Below are 21,482 nucleotides of genomic sequence, written 5' to 3' on the forward strand. Positions count from 1 at the left end.
GGGGATATGAGCAAAGGCGAAGACACGCACGGACATTTCGCCGAAAAGGTCGATGTACTTGAGCAGGCTCCCGTCGATCCTATGACCAGCGGTGTCGACCTGACAGCGGAGCTGGCGATGCGTGAGCGCATTGCCAATACCCAGCGCAAGATCCTTTTCTGGTTCGTTCTCGGGACCATTGGGCTGTCGCTGGTGAGCGTTGTGGCGTTCGTGGCGCTCCTGGGGCGCGGCTTCCTCGATGTCCATCACACGGTGGCTGCCGTATTCGTGTCCGCAAACTCGATCCAGAGCTTCGTTCTTGCGGCGGTCCTCGCCCGTGGGCTCTTCGGTGACCCGGACCGCCGAATTGTACGGAAATAGCTGGGCGCCGGGCTCACCGATTCACGGCTCACCCGTCGCAACGCGCGGGTAGACTCAGCCGCACCGCACCCAGTGAAGGAGCCGCCGTGGACACTGCCGATCACGCCCCGCTGAGCGAGGCGGACGCCGCCTGGGTGCACACCCTCACCACCGACCTCACCGGCGAGGTGGAGAAGGTCATCGAAGGCAAGCACGCCGCCGTCCGCTCCATCATCCACTGTCTGCTGGCCGCCGGACACGTGCTCATCGAAGACGTCCCCGGAGTCGGCAAGACCATGCTCGCCCGGGCGCTCGCCACCGCGCTCGACGCCACCGCCCAGCGCCTTCAGTTCACCCCCGACCTCCTGCCCGGGGACATCACCGGTGCCAGCATCTTCAACCAGGCCACCCGCGACTTCGAGTTCCGCCCCGGCGCCGTGTTCACCCACATCCTCCTGGCCGACGAGATCAACCGCGCCTCCGCCAAGACCCAGTCCGCGCTCCTCGAAGCCATGGAAGAGCACGCCGTCACCGTGGACGGCACCACCCACCGCCTCGACGACCCGTTCATGGTGATGGCCACCGCCAACCCCGTGGAGATGGCCGGCACGTTCGACCTCCCCGAAGCGCAGCGCGACCGCTTCCTCATGCGCCTGTCCCTCGGCTACCCCGACCCGGGCAGCGAACTGCGCATGCTGCGCACCCAGACCACCAGCGGCCCCCGCGCCGACAGCCCCCTGCAGCGCGTCCGGCCCATCGCCACCACCACCGACATCGCCCGCGCGCTCGCCCTGGTGTGCCGCGCCCACACCTCCGAGGCGCTCCTCGGGTACGTGGTCGCGCTCGCGGATGCCACCCGCCGCCACAGCGAGATCATCATGGGAGCCTCCCCGCGCGCCGCCGTCCACCTGGTGCGCGCCGCGAAGGCCACCGCCGCCTGCGACGGCCGCACCTACGTCACGCCGCAGGACGTCCGGGCGAACCTCACCGAGGTGTGGGCGCACCGGCTGCACCTGGTGCCGTCGGGCCCCGTGGACCATGCCCGCGCCGCCGATATCCTCGCTGACATCACCGGCACCGTCCCCGTCGCCGGCACCCACGCGGGCCCGGCACCCGTCGGCGCTGCGGCGGCTCAGCCCGCCGCCACGGGCCGTGGGGCGTCGGCGCCGGAATGCTGACGAAGCGCGGCGCCGGCTGGCTCATCATCGCCGCCGCGCTCTGGATCGGTGGCATCATCACCGCAGTCTCCACCGCCTGGACCTTCGCCGCCGTCATGCTCGCGGCGTTCGTCGCCTGCGCCGTTCTCACCCAGGTCGTGGTGCGCGCCGCCAACGCCACCCGCACGGTCCGCACACCGCTGCCGATCCAGCGCGGCGAGGCCGTCACCATCGACGCCGCGGTGCGTCCCCGCTGGCTCACCGGCCTCGTCGGCACCGCCACCAGCGCCGGCATCAGCACTGTCCAGCGGTTCCATCGCCGCGGCCACCACGAGCTGCCCGTGATCGTGCTGCAGGCCGTGGACCCGCTCGGCCTCACCCGCGCCCGCCGCACCGTGGACGACGGCGCCACCATCACCGTGACGCCGCGCCTCCTGGCCCTCGGCCGACTCACCTTCGGCACCGGGGCCGACGGGGACTCCACCGCCTCGGTCCGCACCGGCCGCGGTGATGCGTCGCCGCTGCCGCGGCCGTCGGAGCCGGGGGACGACATCCGCCGCATCCACTGGAAGGCCACCGCCCGCGCCGGGACGCTGATGAGCCGGGAGGAGGAGCGCCCCGAATCCACCCGCGTGCTGATCCTCGTCGACACCGCCGGTCCCGCCGTCGACTCCACACCGGGCCCCGCCACCGAAGGCGAGCAGACCGAGCAGGCGGAGCGGGCCGAGCAGTCGGAGCAGGTCATGGACGCCGCCGCGTCCCTTGAGCAGGCCCTGCGCACCGAAGGCGCGCACGCGCGCATCATCGAGATGCCGGGGGAGAGCAGTGCACCGATCACCGGCGCGCCTGCAGCAGCGATCCCGCCCGTGACCGCTGACCGGGACGCGCTGCTGATCGTCATCACCGCCGCGCCCGACGCGGAGACCGGCGCAGCCCGCGCCGACGCGATCACCCGCAGCACCGCCTCCAGGAAGATCCGCACTCTCGTCATTCTGCCCACCGACGGCGCCGACGCCGCCCACCAGACCGCGCGCATCGCCGATGCTGCGCGAACGCTGCTGGCTCCGCACCCGTCGCTGGGGGTCTCCGTCGGCCCCGCCGCAGGCTCGATCGCCGCGCACGCGGCCGCCCCTGCCTCTGCCGCCGCTTCCGCCGCCGCGTCGACGGTCGTCACCACGTCCGCTGTCCGCGAGGTCGGCGCATGAGCACCCCCGTGCACCGCCGTCCCGCCGCCCGCCCCGCAGTGCCGCGCCGGGCCGGCCGCACCACCACCGCCCGCGCCCTGGTCCGCGAGTCGGTGCGGGCCGCCCTGCTGTGGCTCGCGCTGATGCTCGCCTTCCTGCCGCTGGCTCAGCTGTTCCGGCACCCGATGCCGCTGATCGGCACGGTCGCCGCCGGCCTCATCGCTGTCGGTGTGGTGGGCCGCGCCGTGCCGCGCCTGCGCCGCTTCACCCCGCCCGCGCAGATCCTTCTGCTTCTGATCGCCGTCGGCACCTGGATGCACCGCGCCGGCATCGGCCCCTCCGGCCTCGTCGATCCCGAAGCGTGGAAGGAGGCGATCATCGGCGTGTTCCGGACGGCAGGGCAGCAGCTGTCCGCCGAGGTGCCGCCGGTGGCACTGTCCCCGCACCTGGTGGCGCTCGCCATCCTCGTGGTCGGGCTCGTGACGCTCATCGCCGAGATCGTGCTGATGGACATGCGCCGCGCCCTCGGCGCCGCCATCGTACCGCTGATCCTCGGGCTCGTGCCCGCCCTGCACATCCCGGACCCGCCGTTCAGCCTGCTCATCGCCCCCGCCGCCGGCGCCCTCGTCATCCTCGCCGCCGACCCGCTCACCCGCCCGGCACCCATCGGCGCAGCACCCGTCGGCGCAGCGCCTGACGGCGGGGCCGTTGCCAGCCCGGCACCCGTCGGCCCCCGCCCCACCAGCGTCGCCGCCCGCGCGGTGCCCGCCGTCGTCGCCGCCCTCGTGATCGCGCTCGCGCTGGCCGCCGCACCGCTCGCCGCCGACCGCGGCAGCCTCGGCATCCGCCCCAGCCACCCCCTCAGCCTGGAGCGGCTCGCCCGCGCCTCCGGCGGACCCGGCCTGCCCGGCCTCGCCGCCACCGATTCCATCTCCGTGCGCCGCTCCCTCACCGACCAGAAGGAGCACACCGTCCTCACCTACACCGTGTCCGGGCCGGCTCCGGACGGCGACTACCTGCGGGTTCACACCCTCACCCGCTGGGACGGAGAAGAGTTCACCTCCCCGGACGACATCCCCGTCCGCGACCCGCAGCTCATCTACCCCGACCGGTCCGACACCCCACGCGACGGTCTCGCCACCTACACCGTGACGCTCCACCAGCTGCGCAGCGACCGCGTCCCCACCCCTCTGCGGCCCGTCCGCCTCGACCCGCAGGCCGGGGTCGACGCCGTCCTGCCCCGTGATGTCGACGAAGCCACCGCCTCCGACGGCGCCACCAGCGACCTCACCGACCTCACCTACCGCGTCACGACGGTCGCCGGGCAGCCCACCGCCGAGGACCTCGCCGCCGTCACCGACGACGACATCCACCGCGTCGCCCCACCCGTCGCGGTCCAGATCGCCCCCAACCCGCAGGTCACTGCGCTCGCGGAGAAGGTCCGCGCCGAATCCGGCGCCACCACCCCGTTCGAGACCGCGCGGGCGTTCGAGCAGCACTTCCACACCGGCTACACCTACTCCCTGGACACCGTCACTCCGCCCGGCGCTGACCCCCTCACCAGCTTCCTCGAGGACCGCACCGGCTACTGCGAACAGTTCGCCGCCGCCTTCGCGCTGATGATGAACGCCGAGGGGTACCCCACGCGCGTCGTCGTCGGCTACACCGGCGGCACGAAGAGGGGCGACCACTGGGAGGTCACCAACCGCAACGCTCACGCCTGGCCCGAAGTGTGGTTCGGCGAGGACTACGGCTGGGTCCGCTTCGAACCCACCCCACCCGCCGGCGGCGTCGGCATCGAACCTCTCGAGAGCCTCAGCACCGAACCCGAGGCCGGCCAGGGCACGGCCACCCCCACACCGGCCCCCAGCACCAGCGCGTCGACGCCGCCGTCGGCCGAGCCCACCACGACCGACGCAGCCACCACGCCCACCAGCGCCACCACCGGCGCGACCGCGGGCACGGGGGAGGGCCGCCGGGGCGAGCCGACGGGTGCCGGCCGAGCCCTGCTCATGACCGCCGTGGCCATCGCCGCTGCCGCCACCGCTCTCGCCGCAGTCCTCTGGGGGCGCCGCCGCCGACGGGTCCGTGCACAGCGTGAGCGCAACCGCGCCTGGGACCGAGCCCTCGCCTCAGACACCCCCGACGAGGTCGCTGCGGTGCTCGCCCTCGCCGATGCCCGCCGGTTCGCGGCACAGCACGGCGCCGTCTGGGACAGCGCCGCGGACCCGGACCGGGCGCTGCAGCGCCTCGCGTCAGACCCGCGGAACCGGGAGGATTCCGAGAATCCGTCGGCCGCCCTCGGCGAGCTCGCCGAGCTCGTCATGCCGGCACTGTACGGGCACAGAGAAGCGCGGACCCGCCGCGACGATGCGCAGCGGATCCGCGAGCTCTCCGATCAGATCGAGACGGACCTCAGGCGAGGCCGTGGCCGTCCTCCGGGTTCGCCCGGTGCGACGGGTGGTCAGCGGTGAGCTCACCGCGTTCACGGCGGGAGCCCTCCCGGTAGGAGAACGGCTTGCCGGCGCTGAAGCCGAAGCGACGCTTCGAGGAGTGCTTCGCGAACTCCTTGCGCGCCCGGTTCGAATCGACCTCGCCGATCACCGGGTTCGGCTGACTGAACGTGGTGCCCATCCCCGCGTACAGCGAGATCAGGTTCGTGGAGACGGCGCGGCGGTTGCGGGCGCCCAGCAGGTTCATCACGTGCACACCCATCCACGCCCACCAGCCGACGGAGCCCGTCAGGTCCGGCGCCTTCTCGAACGGCAGCTGCGTGATCGCGGCGTGGCGACCGATCGTCGCCATCGTGCCCAGATCCCGGTACGCGAACGGCGCATCGGCCGGCTTCCCATCGACCTCCGCGCTGATCAGCGAGGCCACATGCTTGCCGGACTGCATCGCCGGCTGCGCCAGCATCGGCAGGGCCTCATCCTGCGCAGCCACGTCACCGATCGCGAAGATGTTCCGGAAGCCCTTCACCCGCAGGGTGTCGTCCACCTCGATGCGGCCGTTGTCGCGGCGGGGCACGCCCCACCGGTTGATCTCGTCATCGGCGCCCACACCGACGGCCCAGATCGTGATGTCCGATTCGATGACGGTGTCGTCCTGCAGCGTCAGCGAGTCGTAGCCGACCGACTTCACGCCGCGGCCCAGCAGCAGCTCCACCTTGCGCTTGAGCAGCTCATCGGCCGCATACTCCTGCAGGTTCTCATTGAAGTCCTTGATCAGGGCCTTGCCGCGCTGGATCAGCGTGATCTGCAGCGTGCCCGGGTCCATCTCCGGGTAGAGCACATCCAGCTCCTGCTGGCGGAAGTCCGCGAGCGCACCGGCGATCTCCACACCGGTGGCGCCGCCGCCCACCACGGAGATGTGCAGCTTGTCGTTCGTGCCGGTCTCCGACAGCTGGGAGGCGCGCTCCAGTTCGGCGAAGATGCGGTCGCGGATGTCGATGGCCTGGCTGCGGGTGTACATCGGCATCGCGAACTCCTCAGCACCGGGGGTGTTGAAGAAGTTGACGGTGGCGCCGTTGGCGAGGACCAGGTAGTCGTAGGAGATCTTCTGGCGGTCGTGGAGGGTGACGGTCTGCTGCTCGGTGTCGACCGCGCGGACACGGCCCTGGCGGAACCGCATGTTCGGCACCTTCAGCTGGAGGCCGCGCAGGAACATGGTGACGTCGCCCGGGTTCAGACCGGCGGTGGCGACCTGGTAGAGGAGCGGCTGGAAGGTCTTGTAGACGTTCTGGTCGATGAGGGTGACGCGCACCCGCGCCTTGCGCAGCCCGAGGACGGCGTTCGCGCCGGCGAATCCACCGCCGACGATCACGACATGGGGCCAGTTGCGGCCGTTGGTTGCGGGTTTGGTGCGTCGGCGGAAGCTTCTCTTGGCGCGGTCCATGGTTCTCCTTCGCAGCGAAGTGTCGGCGCCGCGGCGGCAGGGGAGTGTCTCGCCCGGCTGCACATGCGTGGGCATCGCCCGGGTGGGGCGGGCCCCGTCGGCTCTCCTCTCGATAGTAGTAGGGCCCTAGGTCCTCACCAACTCACCCGGCGGGCCCAGTGGCGGACTCGGCTGCGACTGCGTCACACCCAGTGTGAACAGCGGGTGTCCGCCATATGACCAGATCCAGTGGATTCTCAGGAAAGGGAGACAGGGGGTGCTTGACGGGTGTTGGATGGATGCGAGTCTTCCCCTCATATCCCCCTTTCGCCCCGTGCACGCACCCCTCCAAGGACACCGACATGTCTGACCACGCGCGTCCCGCAGCATCCCGCCGTCTGAGCACCATCGCGGCGCTCACCCTCGCCGCCGGGCTCCTCAGCCCGATGAGCGGCGCCCTCGCCGCCGAGGGCGATGAGGTCACCCTCTACGGCATCAACGACTTCCACGGCCGTCTCTCCAAGTCCGGCGCGGACCTGGCCTGCACCATCGAGAAGGAGCGCGCCAAGGACGGCGACTCCCTGCTCCTCTCCGCCGGTGACAACATCGGCGCCTCCGAGTTCACCTCCTTCATCGCCCAGGACATCCCCACCATCGACTACCTGAATGCGCTGGAGCTGCCGGTCACCGCCGCCGGCAACCACGAGTTCGATCAGGGCATCGACGACCTCACCGGCCGCGTCAGCGACCGCGCCGACTTCGAGCACCTCGGCGCCAACGTGCGTGACAAGAGCACCGGCGAGCGTCTCCTGCCGGCCTACACCATCGTCACCACGGAGGACGGCAAGAAGGTCGCCGTGATCGGCGCCGTCACCCAGTCCACCGCCACCCTCGTCTCCCCGGGCGGCATCAAGAACGTGCAGTTCACCGACCCGATCGAGGAAGTGAACACGGCCGTTCAGGAGCTGAAGGACTCCGGCGAGCAGTACGACATGATCGTGGCGAGCTACCACGAGGGCGGCGGGAAGGACGCCGCCGGTGACGGCGTGCAGCCGGATCCGCTCACCAAGAGCCTGGAAGCCATCATGAACGGGACCTCGCCCGAGGTCGACGCCATCTTCACCGCCCACACCCACAAGTCCTACGCGTTCGACGCCCCCACCCCCGGCGGCGACGGCATGCGCCCGATCATCCAGACCGGCTCCTACGGCGCGAACCTCGGCGCCGTCACCCTCACGGAGCAGGCCGACGGGTCCTACAGCGTGAAGAAGGGCTCCGCCCACCTCATCTCCACCAAGGGAGCCGCTGAGGGCGAGGACTGCGCCCAGTTCCCCCGCTTCGTGAAGGCGAACCGGATCATCGAGGACGCTGAGGCGTTCGCGAAGGTCGAGGGTGAGAAGCCCGTCGGCTCCATCCAGGGCGACATCACCACCGCGTTCAACGCGGAGCGCGCGGAGTACCGCGACGGTGTGTGGTCCCTGAAGGCCGGCCAGACGCAGGAGAAGGGCGATGACCGTTCGGCCTCCTCCGCCCTGTCCAACCTGAATGCTGACGCGCTCGTGTGGGCCACCCAGCAGGACGAGTCCGCCGGCCCCACCGCCGACATCGGTGTGATGCTGCCCGGCTCGGTCCGCGCCGACCTCCTGTTCGCGCAGTCCGCTCGGAAGGAGGGCGACGGGGTCGTCACCTTCCGCGAAGCGAACGACGTCACTCCGTTCGCCAACAACGTCAACACGGTGGAGCTCACGGGCGCGCAGCTGTACACGATGCTGGAGCAGCAGTGGCAGCCGGAGGGTGAGAGCCGCGACTACCTCCAGCTGGGCCTCTCCAAGAACCTCGAGTACACCTTCGATGCGTCCGCGCCGAAGGGTGAGCGCATCACCTCGGTCACCCTGGACGGCAAGCCGATCGACGAGAACGCGACCTACACGGTGGCGGTGCAGAGCTTCCTCGCTGAGGGCGGCGACAACTTCACCGTCTTCGCTGAGGGCGCCAACAACACGGACTCCGGCATGGTCGACCGTGACGCCTGGATCGGCTACCTGCGTGCCCACAAGGACATCGCGCCGGACTTCTCGCAGCGCGGCATCGGCTTCCAGGTGCTGAAGGGCGAGGACGGCGCCGTGCCGACGGGCAGCAAGGACGATCCGTGGACCGTGCGCGTCACCAACCTGCACTCCACGTCGCTCGGTGCCCCGCAGATCACCGAAGCGATCATCACGATCGACGGGCAGGAGTTCCGCGCCCCCTACCAGCAGGATGAGGAGACCGGCGAATGGTTCGCCGACGTCTCCGTGCACGCCCCGGAGTGCTCCGCCTCCGGCAACGTGGACGCCCTGGTGACGGCGGTGCCGGACACCGGCACCGAGGTCGCCTACCCGGTGACGATCGAAGGCGGCGACGGCTCCGGGTGCGAGGCTCCCGGTGAGGGCGAGCAGCCCGGCGACGGCGACCAGCCGGGCGAGGAGACCCCCGCTCCCGGTGACGGCGACCAGGGCGAGGACGGCGACGGCGACGGCGGTCAGGCCCCCGCGCCCGGTGACGGCGACGACCAGGGCGAGGACGGCGACGACCAGGGCGGTCAGGCCTTCGCCCCGAAGCCGATTAAACCCGCACCGAAGCCGTCCGCCCGCCCCGTGGCCGACGGATTCCAGACCGACGTGACCCCGAAGCCGACGGTCAGCGCCACCGAGTCCGAGGCCGACACCTGGCCCTCCGACACGGACCAGCTGCCCCGCACCGGTGCGGAGATCGCCCCGTACCTCACCGTGGGAGGTGTGCTCATCGCCGTCGGTGTGGGCGCGGTGATCCTGTCGCGCCGCTTCTTCAGCCGCGACTGATTCGGCCGCCGGCAGACCTTCTCGGTCGCAACTGACCCGGCCGGTCCAGCAGCGCGAAGCGCCGCGGTCCGCCTGATCCGTTCAGGAGGCCGCGGCGCTTCTCGTCCGTCACGGCGCGTCCGCGGGGTGGTCAGCGTTCCTGCCGCGTCCGCACCCGTCGGCCCGTCGCCGGTGCCGACTGGACGCCGCTGTGGGCACCTGGGGCGGAGCGAGCGGCCGGTTCAGCGCTGGCGTATAGCGACGGACCATCGCGATATGGCCCATGGGTTGCCGCTATGCGCCAATGCTGATCGCCACGACCGGCGGTGGTGTCCGAACGGAAGGGGCCGAGCAGCGCGTACGGCCCGCCTCGCCACCGCGCACCGTCGGTGCGTTCTGACACGGCTGGTCCGACCGTTCCGCACCCGTCGGCCCGCCGTTGTCGCTGGTCAGCGCCCGGTGCGTTCCGGTACCCGTCTGCCCGCCGCGCCCCGCCGCCGAAGGAGGGCCCACACCGCGGCCCCGGCCGCGACGCCCACCAGGTCCGCCACGATGTCCGCGAGATCGAACGACCGCAGCGGCATCAGCGACTGCACCGCTTCGATCACGAACGCGTGCGCACCGATCGCGGCCACAGCGAACCCCGCCGCCGGCCGCGGCGCCAGCAGATGCAGCACGGTCCACACCGTCAGCGCGAAGATCCCTGTGTGCACCAGCTTGTCCGCGTGCGGAATCAGCGCCCCTGCCGCCTCCGCCTCCGGCGTGAGCTTCGGCCAGTAGAACGTGGAGTTCAGCAGCAGCACCACCGCCACGAGAAGGACCCGCGCGGCGATCAAGCGGTGAGCAGCAGGCATCAGAACTCCTCCAGTGCGGGGCAGGTGCGGCGGGGCGGGGCGCGTGCACAGGACACGACAGAACCGCCGATTCTAGCCGCGCACGCACCAGAAAGGCCGGGTCAATCGTGTCCTGCGCACAGCAGATCCTCCCTCGTCACCGCCGGACGCGGCGGCGAGTTCGGGAGGGTCGACTTTAAATGTCGCACCCCCTCTTTAGGGTGGGAGCCATGAAGATCCTGCACACCTCGGACTGGCACCTCGGGCGCACTCTGCACGGGGAGGACCTGCACGAGCATCAGCGCACATTCCATGACTTCCTGGTGGACCTGGTGAAGCGCGAGAAGGTGGATGTCGTCGCCATCGCCGGTGACGTGTACGACCGCTCCATCCCACCGGTCGCCTCCGTCGACCTCCTCAACGACACCCTCACGCGCCTGGCGGACATCACCACGGTGATCCTGACGCCCGGCAACCACGATTCGGCGGCGCGGCTCGGGTTCGGGGCGAAGCTGATGGGCCGCGGTGTGCACATCCTGTCCGAGACGGGCGGGGTGGAGCGGCCGGTCACGGTCGCCGATGAGCACGGGGAGGTGCTGTTCTTCGGCCTGCCGTACCTGGATCCCGATATCGTGCGGTTCGCTTTCGCTGCTGAGGGGGAGCAGCCCCTCGCGCGCAGTCACGAGTCGGTGACGCGGGAGGCCATGGACCGGGTGCGGCGCACCGTTCAGCAGCACGGCGGCGCGCGGTCGGTGGTGCTGGCGCACACGTTCGTCTCCGGCGGTGAGGGCTCGGACTCAGAGCGGGATCTGACGATCGGCGGGGTGGACAGTGTGACCGGGTCCGTGTTCGCCGGGGTCGACTATGTGGCCCTCGGGCACCTGCACGGCTGCCAGAACATGGCCGGGCACATTCCCGACCAGCGGCCCGCCGCCTGGTATTCCGGCTCCCCGTTGCCGTTCTCGTTCTCGGAGAAGAACCACCGCAAGGCCGTGCTGATCGTGGACATGGGGGCCGACGGGTCCGTTGACGTCACCCCGGTCCCAACCCCGGTGCCTCGGCGGCTCATCGAGCTCACCGGGGACCTCGACACGGTTCTTGCACAGGCGGGTGAGCACGGCGACGACTGGGTGTTCGCGACGGTGCAGGAGCCGACTCGGCCCCCGCACATGCAGGAGAAGCTGCGGCGTGCGTTCCCCCACATGCTGGGCTGCGAGTTCGTCTCCACCGTCCATCGGGACCGGTCCACGGCACCGTTGGTGTCCGAAGCGATGGACGCGGTCGCCGTGGTGGGGGAGTTCTACCAGCAGCTCGCCGGCGCGGAGCCGACCCATGCACAGGTGGAGCTGATCGAACAGGCGGTGCGGGACGCCCGCGCCGCCCATGACGAGAACAGTCAGCGCGCCCGCGCCTGAACCGGAGGACGGAGCACCCATCATGCGCCTGCACCACATGACCTTCACCGGCATCGGCCCGTTCCGGGGCGAGCACCGCATCGACTTCACCGCCCTCGGCGCCTCCGGCCTGTTCCTCCTCGAGGGGCCCACGGGGTCCGGGAAGTCCAGCATCATCGACGCCGTCGTGTTCGGCCTCTACGGCCAGGTCGCCGGTGAAGCCTCCAGCCAGGAACGGCTGCGCTCCCACTTCGCCGGGGCCGATGAGCCCAGCGCGGTGGACCTGTTCTTCGAGACCACCAGCGGCCTGTTCCGCATCACCCGCACACCGCGCTACCTGCGGCCCAAGCGCCGCGGCGACGGCCTCACCCAGCAGAACGCCACCGCGAAGCTGTTCCGGTACACCTCGGAGGACGCGTTACGCGCCGCCATCGCCGGTGAGGAGTCCGCTGGGGCGGTGCAGCCCGTGTCGGTGCGGATCGACGAGGTGGGGGCGGAGATCAACCGCATCGTCGGCCTCACCCATGAACAGTTCACGCAGACCGTGGTGCTGCCGCAGGGGGAGTTCGCGCGGTTCCTCCGCGCGAAGTCCGAGGACCGCAAGGACGTGTTGGAGAAGGTGTTCGGCACCCGCCTGTTCACCACCATCGAGAAGCAGTTCATCGAACTGCGGCGCGAAGCCCGTGCCGCTGCCGAAGCCTCCCAGCAGGCCCTCGCGCAGGCGCTGGAACGGTTCCTCGAAGCCTCCAGTGCTGATGCCGACACCCGCGCCGAGGCCCACCAGGAACTCACCGCACCCGGCGGCCTCACCACCGTCCTCACCGACGCCGCCGCAGCCACCGCCGCGGCCCGCACCGCCCACGAGGACGCGGCGGCTCGCACCGAGAAGGCCCGCACCGGCGTCACCACCGCCGAGAAGGCGACCGAGGCCGCAACCCGGCACCTGCAGGCCGTGCAGGGCCGGCAGGAGGCCGACGGGATCGCCGCGCACCTCGAGCGGACTCGTGAGGCCAGTGACCTCGCCGCCCGGCAGCTCGCCGCGCACGAGCGCGCCGAGCGACCGTTCTACGCCCTGCAGGCCCGCGCCCGCGCCGAACGCGACGCCGACGCGACCCGCCTCGCCCTCCCCAAGGACGACCAGGAGACGCCGCAGCAGTGGCCGGACCTCATCGCCCACCACGACACCACCGCATCGACCGCTGCCGCCGCTGCCGCGGAGCTCGCCAGCGCCGCCCAGCTGGAGACCGGCCTGCCCAAGAGGCTCACCGACCTGGAGGAGCAGCGCGACGCCGTGACCACCACCGAAGCCCGCCTCACCGAGCAGAAGGCGGCACTCCAGCAGCGGCCCACCCAGCGAGATGACCTGGCCGACCGTGTGAAGGAAGCCGCCGAGCAGTCTCGCGACCTCGCCGGCGCCCAGGCCACCCTCGAGACCTCGCAGGAGCGGCAGGAATCAGCGCGCCTCGCCGCCGCCACCGCCGAGAAGATCCAGCAGCTCGCCGGCCCGATCAGGGACGCCCACACCGCGGCGGCGCAGGCCGTCGAGACGGAGCGGGCCCTGCGCCAGCAGCGGATCGACTCCATGGCCGCTGAGCTCGCCACCAGCCTGACTGACGGTGATCCCTGCCCCGTGTGCGGCGCTGCCGAGCATCCCAGCCCCGCCACCAGCGACCAGCCCTTCGTCACCGATGAGCAGATCGAGGAGGCGGAGGGCGCCCGAAGCGTCGCGGAGAAGCGCCTCAGCGACCTCAACGAGAAGAAGGCGGCCCTCGAATCCACCCGAGCCGCCGCGCACACCGCGGCAGGGGAGCGGTCCGTGGAGACCGCAGCCGCTGAAGTCGCCGCCGCCGAGCAGAAACTCGCCGACGTCCGCACCGCTGAGCAGCGCCACGCGGACCTGGAGAACAGCCTCGCCGCGTTCGATGAGGAGACCCAGCGCCTCACCACCGCCGCACACCAGGCGGAGACCGCGCTGTCCGCGGCCCGCACCCGCGTGGAGGAGACCGCGCACGCCATCCAGCGCGACCAGGCGGCTGTTGCCGAGGCCCGCGCCGACGCCGACACCGTCGCAGAACGCCGCACCCGCCTCAGCAACCGGGCCAAGACCGCGGCCGAGGCAGGGAAGCGACTGCGCGCCGCGCAGGACGCCCGCCAGCGGTGGCTCACCGCCGCAGAGACCGTCACCGACGAGATGCAGACCGCTGGCTTCACCAGCGAAGAGGACGTCACCGCCGCCCGCATCAGTGAGGAGACCCGCGCCCAGCACCGACAGGTGCAGACTCAGCGCGCCACCGCCCAGGCGAAGCTGACCGACCTCCTCGCCGATGAGGCCGTCGCCGCCCTTACCCTCGCCGAGACGTCCCTCGAGGACGCTGAGTGCGCCGTCACCGCCGCCCGGGAGCAGCAGGCCGCGGCCCGCGCTGCGCTGGAAGAGAAGCAGAGGCAGCTGTCCCTTGCGGAGCGCGCCGCCACCGCCACCGCAGCAGCGCTCACGTCCCTGGAACAGGCTGCGCAGAAGCATCGCGACACGTCAGCGACGGCGGAGGAGAAGCGGGCGCTCGCAGAGGTCATCACCGGCGGCAGCGGCAGCTCCGCCCGGCTGCCCCTGTCCACGTATGTGGTGATCAAACGGTTCGAAGCCGTGGTCGATGCCGCGAACGCACGACTCTCGGTCCTGTCCGGCACCGATCTCGAACTGGAGCTGGGGGAGCCGGCTGCTGGGGGAACGAAGAAGATCGGCCTGGACCTGGAGGTCGTGGACCGCCGCACCGACCAGCGCCGCAGCCCCGCCTCCCTCTCCGGCGGCGAAACGTTCTTCGTCTCGCTCGCGCTCGCGCTCGGACTCGCCGATATCGTCACCGCCGAGTCCGGCGGGGTGCAGATGAACACTCTGTTCATCGACGAGGGCTTCGGCTCACTGGACCCGGAGAAGCTCGATTCGGTGATCGCGGAGATCCGGGCGCTGGGGAACGCGGGACGGACGGTCGGGATCGTGTCGCACGTGGCGGAGCTGAAGCAGCAGATCCCGGAGAAGATCCACGTGCGCCGACGCTCCGACGGCACCTCCACCCTCGACATCACCGTGTAACCACCCTGCCGAGCGCCCCCAGCACCCCGCCGAGCGCCCCCAGCACCCCGCCGCAGTCGGTCGCGCTCCGTCGCATTCCGCATTGCCAAGCCGTTGCGCCCCACTGCACCTCGCCGCTCGCTACACTGACACCGGCCGGACGGAGCACCCGTCGACTGCCCGCCGCCCAGCACCACCCGCCGACCGAAAGGCCCTCATGGGTTCGGACATCCTCGTCACCGTCATCGCCGCACTCGCGTTCGCGGTCGGCATCACCGGCATCATCGTGCCGGTCCTGCCCGGCTCCATCACGATCATCATCGGCACTCTCATCTGGGCGATCGTCATCGGCGGCACCGGTGCCTGGGTCGCGTTCGCAGTCATCACTCTGCTGTCGCTCGTCGGCATGACCTGCAGCTATGTCCTCACCGGTCGGCAGCTGAAGCGGCAGGAGACCCCCGGGTGGGCGGTGGCACTCGCCATCGTCGGTGGCCTGGTCGGGTTCTTCGTGATCCCCGGCCCCGGCCTGATCCTCGGGTTCATCCTCGCCCTGTTCGGAACCGAGTACGCGCGCCGCAAGGATGCCAACGAAGCCGTCCGCTCCACCCTCACCGCGCTGAAGGCGCTCGGCATCGGGATTCTCCTCGAAGTCGGCTGCGCGCTCATCAGCGCCACCATCTTCATCCTCGTCTCCGGCTACCACTTCTTCGCCTGACCCGCCCCGCGGCACCTCCGCGCGGTTCCGTGCGTTTCAGCGCCCATCCCGGCGATCAAGAGCGCTGAAACGCATGCAACGCCGGCCCGGGATCGGTGAGTCGACCAATGTCGGTGCCCGTCGGCCCGCCGGGCTCCATACAGTGGACCGCATGCTGACCGCCACTGACCTCACCATCGGCTACGGCGACACCGACCCCGTCATTCAGGGCCTCGACCTCACCGCCGACCCGGGCGACATCATCGCCGTCACCGGCGCGAACGGCAGCGGCAAATCCACCCTCCTGCGCGGCCTCGCCGGCCACCAGCCGCTGGACTCCGGCACCATCCTGCTCGACGGCGCCGACCTCACCGCCAACTCCCGCGCCCACCGCCGCGACGTGTTCGCCGTCCTCGACGGCTCCGCGTGGATGCGCGAACTCACCCTCGGCGACCACCTGCGGATCCTCGAAACCGACGGATCCCTCATGAGCGCCGACGACGCCATCCACACCCTCGACCTCGCCGACCTCGCCGACCGCCACCCGCACACCTTCTCCTCCGGGCAGCGGCAGCGCTCCGCCCTCGCCACCGCCCTCGTCCGCCCCTGGTCCGTGCTGATCCTCGACGAACCCGAGCAGCGCCTCGACGTCGACTACCAGGAGCGCACTGCGGACATCCTCCGCGCCATCGCCCCCGGCGCCGTCATCATCCTCGCCACCCATTCGCAGCAGCTGATCGACCGCCTCGGCGCCGCCGAACTCCACCTGTCATGACCGACCCCATCGCCCGCGTCACACCCCACCACACCACCGGTGAGGTGCTGTCCGCCGTCTGGATGGGGGTGCTCGCCGCAGCCGTCGGCCTCGGTGTGTGGATCGGTGCGCTCACATCGCTCAGCCCGCAGCTGCGGGCCGGGCTCCTCCCGCACGCAGACCCGCTCACCGTCCTCGTGGTCGCAGTGACGGCACTGATGGTCGCGCTGATCCTCGCGGTGACCGGCGAGCTTGGGCCCTTCTCCGCATCGGCAGCGGAACTGATGCTGACCGGTGGGCCCCGACGGCGCGCCGCCACCCTCGGCATCCTCGCCGGCGTCCTGCTCATGCTCAGTGCGGCTCTCGCGTCCGGTCTCATCACCGCGCTCGGGCCCCTGCTGCCGGGGCCGCTGCTGCCCGCGATCACCGGCATCCTCGCGACCGCATCTCTGCTGGTGCCGCCGCTGTTGGCCCGAGCCCAGCGCAGCCGGCTCCTCCCCGCCGTCCGCACACTGCCCGCCGCGCTCGTGGCCGGCGCTGTCACACTGCTGGTCGCCTTCCGCTTCTCCGGCACCGTCGGCGCATCGCTCATCACCGCCGCCGGGGTTGCCGCGATCGTGCTCGCGGGCGCGGTTGTGCGGTCCCGGGCGCGGGCCGGTTCTTTCGAGCTGATTCCGCGGTGGGAACTGCTGCGGGCCGACGGGATCGTCACCGCGGCCGGGTCCGCTGCCGTGTCGATGGATGTCGGTGCGGTGCGGACGCACGGTGAGCTGACCCGCCCGGCCGCGCGCCGACGGGCCCTCGCGCCGGGGACGATGCGCCGTCTGCACCCGTCGGCGCGGCTGTTCGTGACCGTGCTCGCCCGCGCTGTCCGACGCACTGCCGCCACCAGTGGGATCGCAGTTCTGGTCGCCATCAGCGCCACCGCGTTCACACCGGCCGCGGGCACGCTCGCGATCGGGGCGGTGGCGGCCCTGCTGACCGCGCTGAGCCTCGCCTCGATCCTCGGTGATCTGGTGGTGTCGGTGCCGCTGCGGTCCGTGTTCGCTGCGGCTGCGCCCGGGGCGGCCTGGCTGACGCTCGCGGGACTCGCGGTGACGGCCCTAATGCCGTTCGCCGCAGCTGCCGTGGTGCACCTGGTGCAGGGCGGGCAGCCGTGGCCGGTGCTGGTGTTCGCCGCGGTTGCGGCCGCGGCGGTGACGCACGGCCTGGTGGGGCCGACGCGGGCGCTGTCCGACCAGGTCAACGGTGTGCTCACCACGATCAGCTCGCCCGAGCTGGGGCCGGTGCCGATCTACCTGATCCAGCGGGTCACCGCGGGCTGGGTGGCGCCGCTGGCACTGCTCGGTGCGGCGCTGCTCGGGCTGGACGCCGTGGCGCTGATCGCCGGGGCCATCGCCGCGGTGATCGCCCTGACCCTGTTCGCGGACGTGCTGACGAAGAACCAGCACTGACCGCACACCGCCGCCTCGCCGTTGCATGCGTCTTCGCGCGCATTCCGGCGATCAAGAGCGCTGAAACGCTTCCAACCGGGGTCGGTATTGGGGCCCGATGGCGCAGGTCGAGCCGACCTCACCAACCGGCGTAAGGAGCGATGTCGGCGTCGCTCACCGCCCCCTCAGCGACATCGTCCAGCGCCTGCGCGAGCAGTTCCATGCCGCGAACACACTCGCCCCGTGAGATAGTCAGCGGCGGTGTGAGCTCGAGGGCACCATCACCGACGGGATAGACGACGAGTCCAAGCTCAAATGCGCGAAACGCCGCCTTTGCGGAGGTCGTCAGAGCATCATCGGTGCCGTTTGGCAACAGTTGGAGGCCCTGCATCAATCCTCGGCCCCGGACCTCGTCGATGAGCCGTGCACCTGGGCGGTCGCTGGCGCGCAGTTGATTGATCAGGGCGGTCAGTACTTCACCCATCGCGGCTGCGTTGTCGATGATCGAGCCGTCGTCCAGTTCATCCAGGACCACCAACCCGGCGGCACATGATGCACCGTTACCGGTGGTGGTCATCAACGCGGAAGCCGCGGGTTCATCAAGAACAGATGCGGGCCCGACCACCGCTGACAACGGGAGGCCGGCGCCGAGAGCTTTGCCGAGCGTCACCACATCAGGCTGGACACCGTTGTGCTCGATGGCCAACAGGCGGCCAGTCCGCCCAAGACCGGCTTTGACCTCGTCACACACTAGGAGCGTTCCAGTTTCTGTGCACATCTGCCGAAGTGCGGGCAGGAACTCAGGGTGCGGCATGATGATTCCACCATCGGATTGGATCGGCTCCACGATCACTGCGGCGATGGTCTGGGTCTGCAGATGGCGCCTAATCTGATCGATGTGCGTGCGTGCCTCCGAGTCGGTGAGCGCGGCCGACGGGTACGTCAGAAGCACAGAATCGGCAGCGGCATCGGCTCCGCCGGATTCGACATGTACGCCTGAGACCCCTTGTGCAAGGCCGAGTCCGCCGTGATAGCCGTTGGAAAAGGCGATCACCCCTTGGCGCCCGGTCGCACGGCGGCACCCCCGCAGTGCGACATCATTCGCGTCTGTCCCTGCATGCCCAAGGTAGACGCGTCGGTCTGGCTTTCCAGGAATCATCTGCAGCAGTCGCTCCGCGAGGAGCACTGCACGTTCGTGTGTGGCGGACAGGATGGAGGCGCTGCACCCGCTGGCCAGCGCATCTCTGACCGCATCGGCGACCGCCGCGTTTCCGTGCCCCAGGCCGACAGCTGTCCACGCGGCAGAGAAATCAAGAAGCGTGCGCCCGTCAGCGTCGGTGACCTCACTGCCGTTTCCGCCGGCAATCGTCAAGGGGAAGAAGCGCAGCTTCTCAACTCCCGCGATGACATCGGCGTCACGTGCGGCCAGGTCTCCTGCCGCGGAGCCGTTGTGTGCAGTCGTCGTCATCTGTTGATCTCCTCGTCCACCTGCTCGTTCAGAATGCGCTCGGCGCCAGCGAGATAACCGGCCAGCATGGCATGAGCGACGTCTTTGATCGCCCTCTCCGTGGGGAGAAATCGAGGATCGTGCAGCGACGGCGCGGGAGAGCACCCCTCGACTTCCACCCCGACGAAGGTCATCAGAGACGGCATCACTGAGCAGAAGTAGGAGAAGTCGTCAGCACCGAGTGACCGCATCGGCTCCGCAATGTCATGACCCATCGCTCCCAACCAGGCTTCGGCCCCTTCTGCGAGCTCCTTATGGTTTGTCAGGACCGGTTCACCAGAATCACGGCTGATATCCGCCGATAGTCCATAGGCGGCAGCGGTGCCTTCGGCCATCTGCCGGACGGCTTCGAACAGGTCGATGCGCTGCTCGTTCGACGTGGTGCGCATTGTGGCGCGCAGGTACGCCTCTGAGGGAAGAACGTTAGCCGCGCTGTCGCCAGCGCGGAGAGTGCCTACGCTCAGAAGAGCTGGCGACATCGGATCAACAGTTCTGCGGACAGCTTCTGGCAGTCCGATCGCGAGCTGGGCGATCGCGGTCACCGGGTCGGCCGCGGTGTGAGGGTAGGCGCCGTGCCCGCCACGACCCCTGAGGACGATGTTGATCTCATCTGCGGCTGCGTTGATGTAACCCGCGCCCACCGCGATGGTGCCCGCCGGAACTCCTGGGTGAACGTGAGCAGCGATCATGTGGGTGACATTGATCTTCTCCAGAGCTTTTTCTTCGACGATGTCCAATGCACCAGAAGGATATGTCTCCTCTCTCGGCTGCAGGACAGCACCGATCGCGACGGGCAGATCCACCTGCGCTGCAGCACGGATGAGTGCGACAAGGGCGGCTTGATGAACGTCATGGCCGCATGCATGCATGGCGCCGTTGCTGGCAGCGAATTCGACGCCGGTGCTTTCGTGGACCGGGAGCGCATCGAGCTCAGCGCGGATTCCGACCGCGGGGCCGTCAGGGCCGATCCGGCCTATCGCTCCAGCGGATGCGACTTCGTCGAATTGGAGGATCCCCGCGAGCTCCGAAACGAGGATGTCGCGAGTGTCGTATTCCATGCCGGAAATGCGGGGGTCGGAATGGATGCGCCGGCGCAGGGCAGCTGCGTCAGAGAGCTGTTCGTCCAGACGGGAACGTAACTCGCCAGCGATCCTGGTGAGCGTGGTTCGTGTCGAATCGGCGGGGCTGTCTGTCGAGGTCAATCCGATGCTCCGTGAGTTGAGGGGGTCGAGGGGTGGGCTGTTGAGGATGGGAGCGTCGCGCTTGGGAGCTGATCGAGCCTGTAAACGCGACGGGCGTTGTCCCGTGAGATCATCTGGGCCACTCTTTGCTGTTCGGCGATCGGCCACTGATCTCGGCGTGCCCAGTCGTCGAGTGCCTCAGCCAGCCCGCGGCGGAACAGGAGCGCGCCGAGGTGATACAACTCCGCTGCTCCCCAGGCATCCGACGAGAACAGCGCCTTGTGGAACGGAGTGAGCTCCAATGATTCGGCGATGATCTGTGCGGATTGGGAACCGGTGTAATTGATGGCCAGGCCGACGTCGCAATACACGTGTTCAAAGCAGTGGGCCAGGTAGCCGGCTTCTCGATGAAATGGGTAGCAGTGCAGAAGCAGAATGTCCGAACCGGACCCGCGGGTGGCGCGCAGCAGGTCGGTGAGCAGCAGAGGGTTGCAGCGATGAAGATCCACATCGGGGTCGCCGTACCCAACGTGGAACTGGATCGGTACAGCACGATCAATCGCGCTCCAAATCAGGTGTCGGATGATGACAGGGTCCTCGAGGCGAATCGACCCGGGGTAATTGCTGATTCGATCGATCCATGCGCCAACGGCGCGTGCAACGTCAGCATGGGTGGGACGCGATGGGTCGAAGTCCAACCCGGTCCGATATGCAGCGATCGTCTTCGCTCCAACCGCTGTGCGCAGGCGTTCGTCCAAGACTCGCGCATACTCGTCGACGAACCCGCTGGGATGCACACCGGCTTCGACCAGCTCTTCGGCGAGCACCTCCAGGCGAACAACCTCGGCGTAGCCCGCGTTCGCTGTCGCGCCCATGTGTGCTGGACCGAGGATCTCGTCCCCTCGGTGGCCGGTCTCGATCAACAGGGTCTCGAATCCGGACGGGCGCAGCAGCCGTCGACCAACTTCGTCGGCAGACAGAGCGGACCGCGCCTCAATGTATTCGTCGGGTGAGCAGAAGGGTTCAGCGTCGAGCAGTGGCGCGCAGTGGCGACGGATGGCGAACCCAAGCTGGGTGTCGAACATGGTTGTTCCCCGCGGCGCGTGGCCGTCCGACTCTGTGATCAGGTCCTCGAACCGACTGCGGTTCGCTGGTGTAGCAAGGATTCCGTGGCAGTGATGGTCGACTAGAGGGATCGAGCCGATCCATTCGGAGGCGGACGTCCTGTGCCTCAGCGCAGAGGGTGT

General features: G+C 69.8%; 15 protein-coding genes. 10 read left to right on the forward strand and 5 right to left on the reverse strand.

What is annotated here, in order from left to right:
- The first annotated feature begins 6 nt into the window (after positions 1 to 6).
- The 4 genes from FHX50_RS07940 (at position 7) to FHX50_RS07955 (ending at position 5,154) form a co-directional block, all read left to right on the forward strand.
- Positions 7 to 360, forward strand: coding sequence for a hypothetical protein (locus tag FHX50_RS07940; RefSeq protein WP_183376403.1), 354 nt, complete (start codon positions 7 to 9; stop codon positions 358 to 360).
- An 86-nt stretch (positions 361 to 446) separates the two neighbouring features.
- Positions 447 to 1,517 carry an AAA family ATPase gene (locus tag FHX50_RS07945; RefSeq protein WP_343064067.1) on the forward strand — a complete coding sequence of 357 codons (1,071 nt, stop codon included), beginning with the start codon at positions 447 to 449 and terminating at the stop codon, positions 1,515 to 1,517.
- A complete protein-coding gene (locus FHX50_RS07950) occupies positions 1,511 to 2,701 on the forward strand; it encodes a DUF58 domain-containing protein (protein WP_183376404.1) in 1,191 nt (396 codons plus the stop codon). The genes FHX50_RS07945 and FHX50_RS07950 overlap by 7 nt, the downstream gene beginning before the upstream one ends.
- A complete protein-coding gene (locus FHX50_RS07955; protein ID WP_183376405.1) occupies positions 2,698 to 5,154 on the forward strand; it encodes a transglutaminase TgpA family protein in 2,457 nt (818 codons plus the stop codon). The genes FHX50_RS07950 and FHX50_RS07955 overlap by 4 nt, the downstream gene beginning before the upstream one ends.
- Here the strand turns inward: FHX50_RS07955 and FHX50_RS07960 are convergent.
- Complete coding sequence (locus tag FHX50_RS07960) at positions 5,096 to 6,574, reverse strand: NAD(P)/FAD-dependent oxidoreductase (protein WP_183376406.1); 1,479 nt, start codon at positions 6,572 to 6,574, stop codon at positions 5,096 to 5,098. The two genes, FHX50_RS07955 and FHX50_RS07960, sit on opposite strands and share 59 nt — an antisense overlap.
- A gap of 341 nt (positions 6,575 to 6,915) precedes the next feature.
- Between FHX50_RS07960 and FHX50_RS07965 the strand changes: the two genes are divergently transcribed.
- The gene (locus FHX50_RS07965; RefSeq protein ID WP_183376407.1) at positions 6,916 to 9,393 is read left to right on the forward strand and encodes a 5'-nucleotidase C-terminal domain-containing protein; all 2,478 of its coding nucleotides are present in this window, start codon (positions 6,916 to 6,918) and stop codon (positions 9,391 to 9,393) included.
- A 428-nt stretch (positions 9,394 to 9,821) separates the two neighbouring features.
- On the opposite strand, the gene FHX50_RS07970 is transcribed toward FHX50_RS07965, so the two are convergent.
- Positions 9,822 to 10,226: a VanZ family protein gene (locus tag FHX50_RS07970; RefSeq protein WP_183376408.1), complete on the reverse strand. Its 405-nt coding sequence runs from the start codon at positions 10,224 to 10,226 to the stop codon at positions 9,822 to 9,824.
- A gap of 209 nt (positions 10,227 to 10,435) precedes the next feature.
- Here FHX50_RS07970 and FHX50_RS07975 point away from each other — a divergent pair, with 209 nt between their 5' ends.
- From FHX50_RS07975 to FHX50_RS07995, 5 genes are all read left to right on the forward strand, one after another.
- Entirely contained in the window at positions 10,436 to 11,620 is a 1,185-nt protein-coding gene (locus tag FHX50_RS07975; protein WP_183376409.1) for an exonuclease SbcCD subunit D, read from the forward strand.
- A gap of 22 nt (positions 11,621 to 11,642) precedes the next feature.
- Positions 11,643 to 14,687: an AAA family ATPase gene (locus FHX50_RS07980; protein ID WP_183376410.1), complete on the forward strand. Its 3,045-nt coding sequence runs from the start codon at positions 11,643 to 11,645 to the stop codon at positions 14,685 to 14,687.
- Positions 14,688 to 14,883: 196 nt separating this feature from the next.
- Complete coding sequence (locus tag FHX50_RS07985) at positions 14,884 to 15,381, forward strand: DUF456 domain-containing protein (protein WP_183376411.1); 498 nt, start codon at positions 14,884 to 14,886, stop codon at positions 15,379 to 15,381.
- Positions 15,382 to 15,532: 151 nt separating this feature from the next.
- Complete coding sequence (locus tag FHX50_RS07990) at positions 15,533 to 16,135, forward strand: ABC transporter ATP-binding protein (RefSeq protein ID WP_183376413.1); 603 nt, start codon at positions 15,533 to 15,535, stop codon at positions 16,133 to 16,135.
- Entirely contained in the window at positions 16,132 to 17,568 is a 1,437-nt protein-coding gene (locus FHX50_RS07995) for a hypothetical protein (protein WP_183376415.1), read from the forward strand. The genes FHX50_RS07990 and FHX50_RS07995 overlap by 4 nt, the downstream gene beginning before the upstream one ends.
- Positions 17,569 to 17,686: 118 nt before the next feature.
- Here FHX50_RS07995 and FHX50_RS08000 read toward each other — a convergent pair whose 3' ends face one another.
- Genes FHX50_RS08000 through FHX50_RS08010 form a run of 3 tightly spaced genes read right to left on the reverse strand, consistent with a single transcriptional unit; the run spans position 17,687 to position 21,320 of the window.
- Positions 17,687 to 19,015, reverse strand: a complete 1,329-nt coding sequence (locus tag FHX50_RS08000) for a class-III pyridoxal-phosphate-dependent aminotransferase (protein WP_183376417.1) — start codon at positions 19,013 to 19,015, stop codon at positions 17,687 to 17,689.
- A complete protein-coding gene (locus tag FHX50_RS08005) occupies positions 19,012 to 20,256 on the reverse strand; it encodes a M20 metallopeptidase family protein (RefSeq protein ID WP_183376419.1) in 1,245 nt (414 codons plus the stop codon). Before FHX50_RS08005 ends, FHX50_RS08000 begins: the two co-directional genes overlap by 4 nt.
- Positions 20,253 to 21,320 (reverse strand): amidohydrolase family protein, encoded by a 1,068-nt coding sequence (locus FHX50_RS08010; protein WP_239374844.1) that lies wholly within the window; start codon positions 21,318 to 21,320, stop codon positions 20,253 to 20,255. Before FHX50_RS08010 ends, FHX50_RS08005 begins: the two co-directional genes overlap by 4 nt.
- Positions 21,321 to 21,482: the final 162 nt, after the last annotated feature.

Source organism: Helcobacillus massiliensis (assembly GCF_014191425.1).
GTDB classification, from domain to species: Bacteria; Actinomycetota; Actinomycetes; order Actinomycetales; family Dermabacteraceae; genus Helcobacillus; species Helcobacillus massiliensis.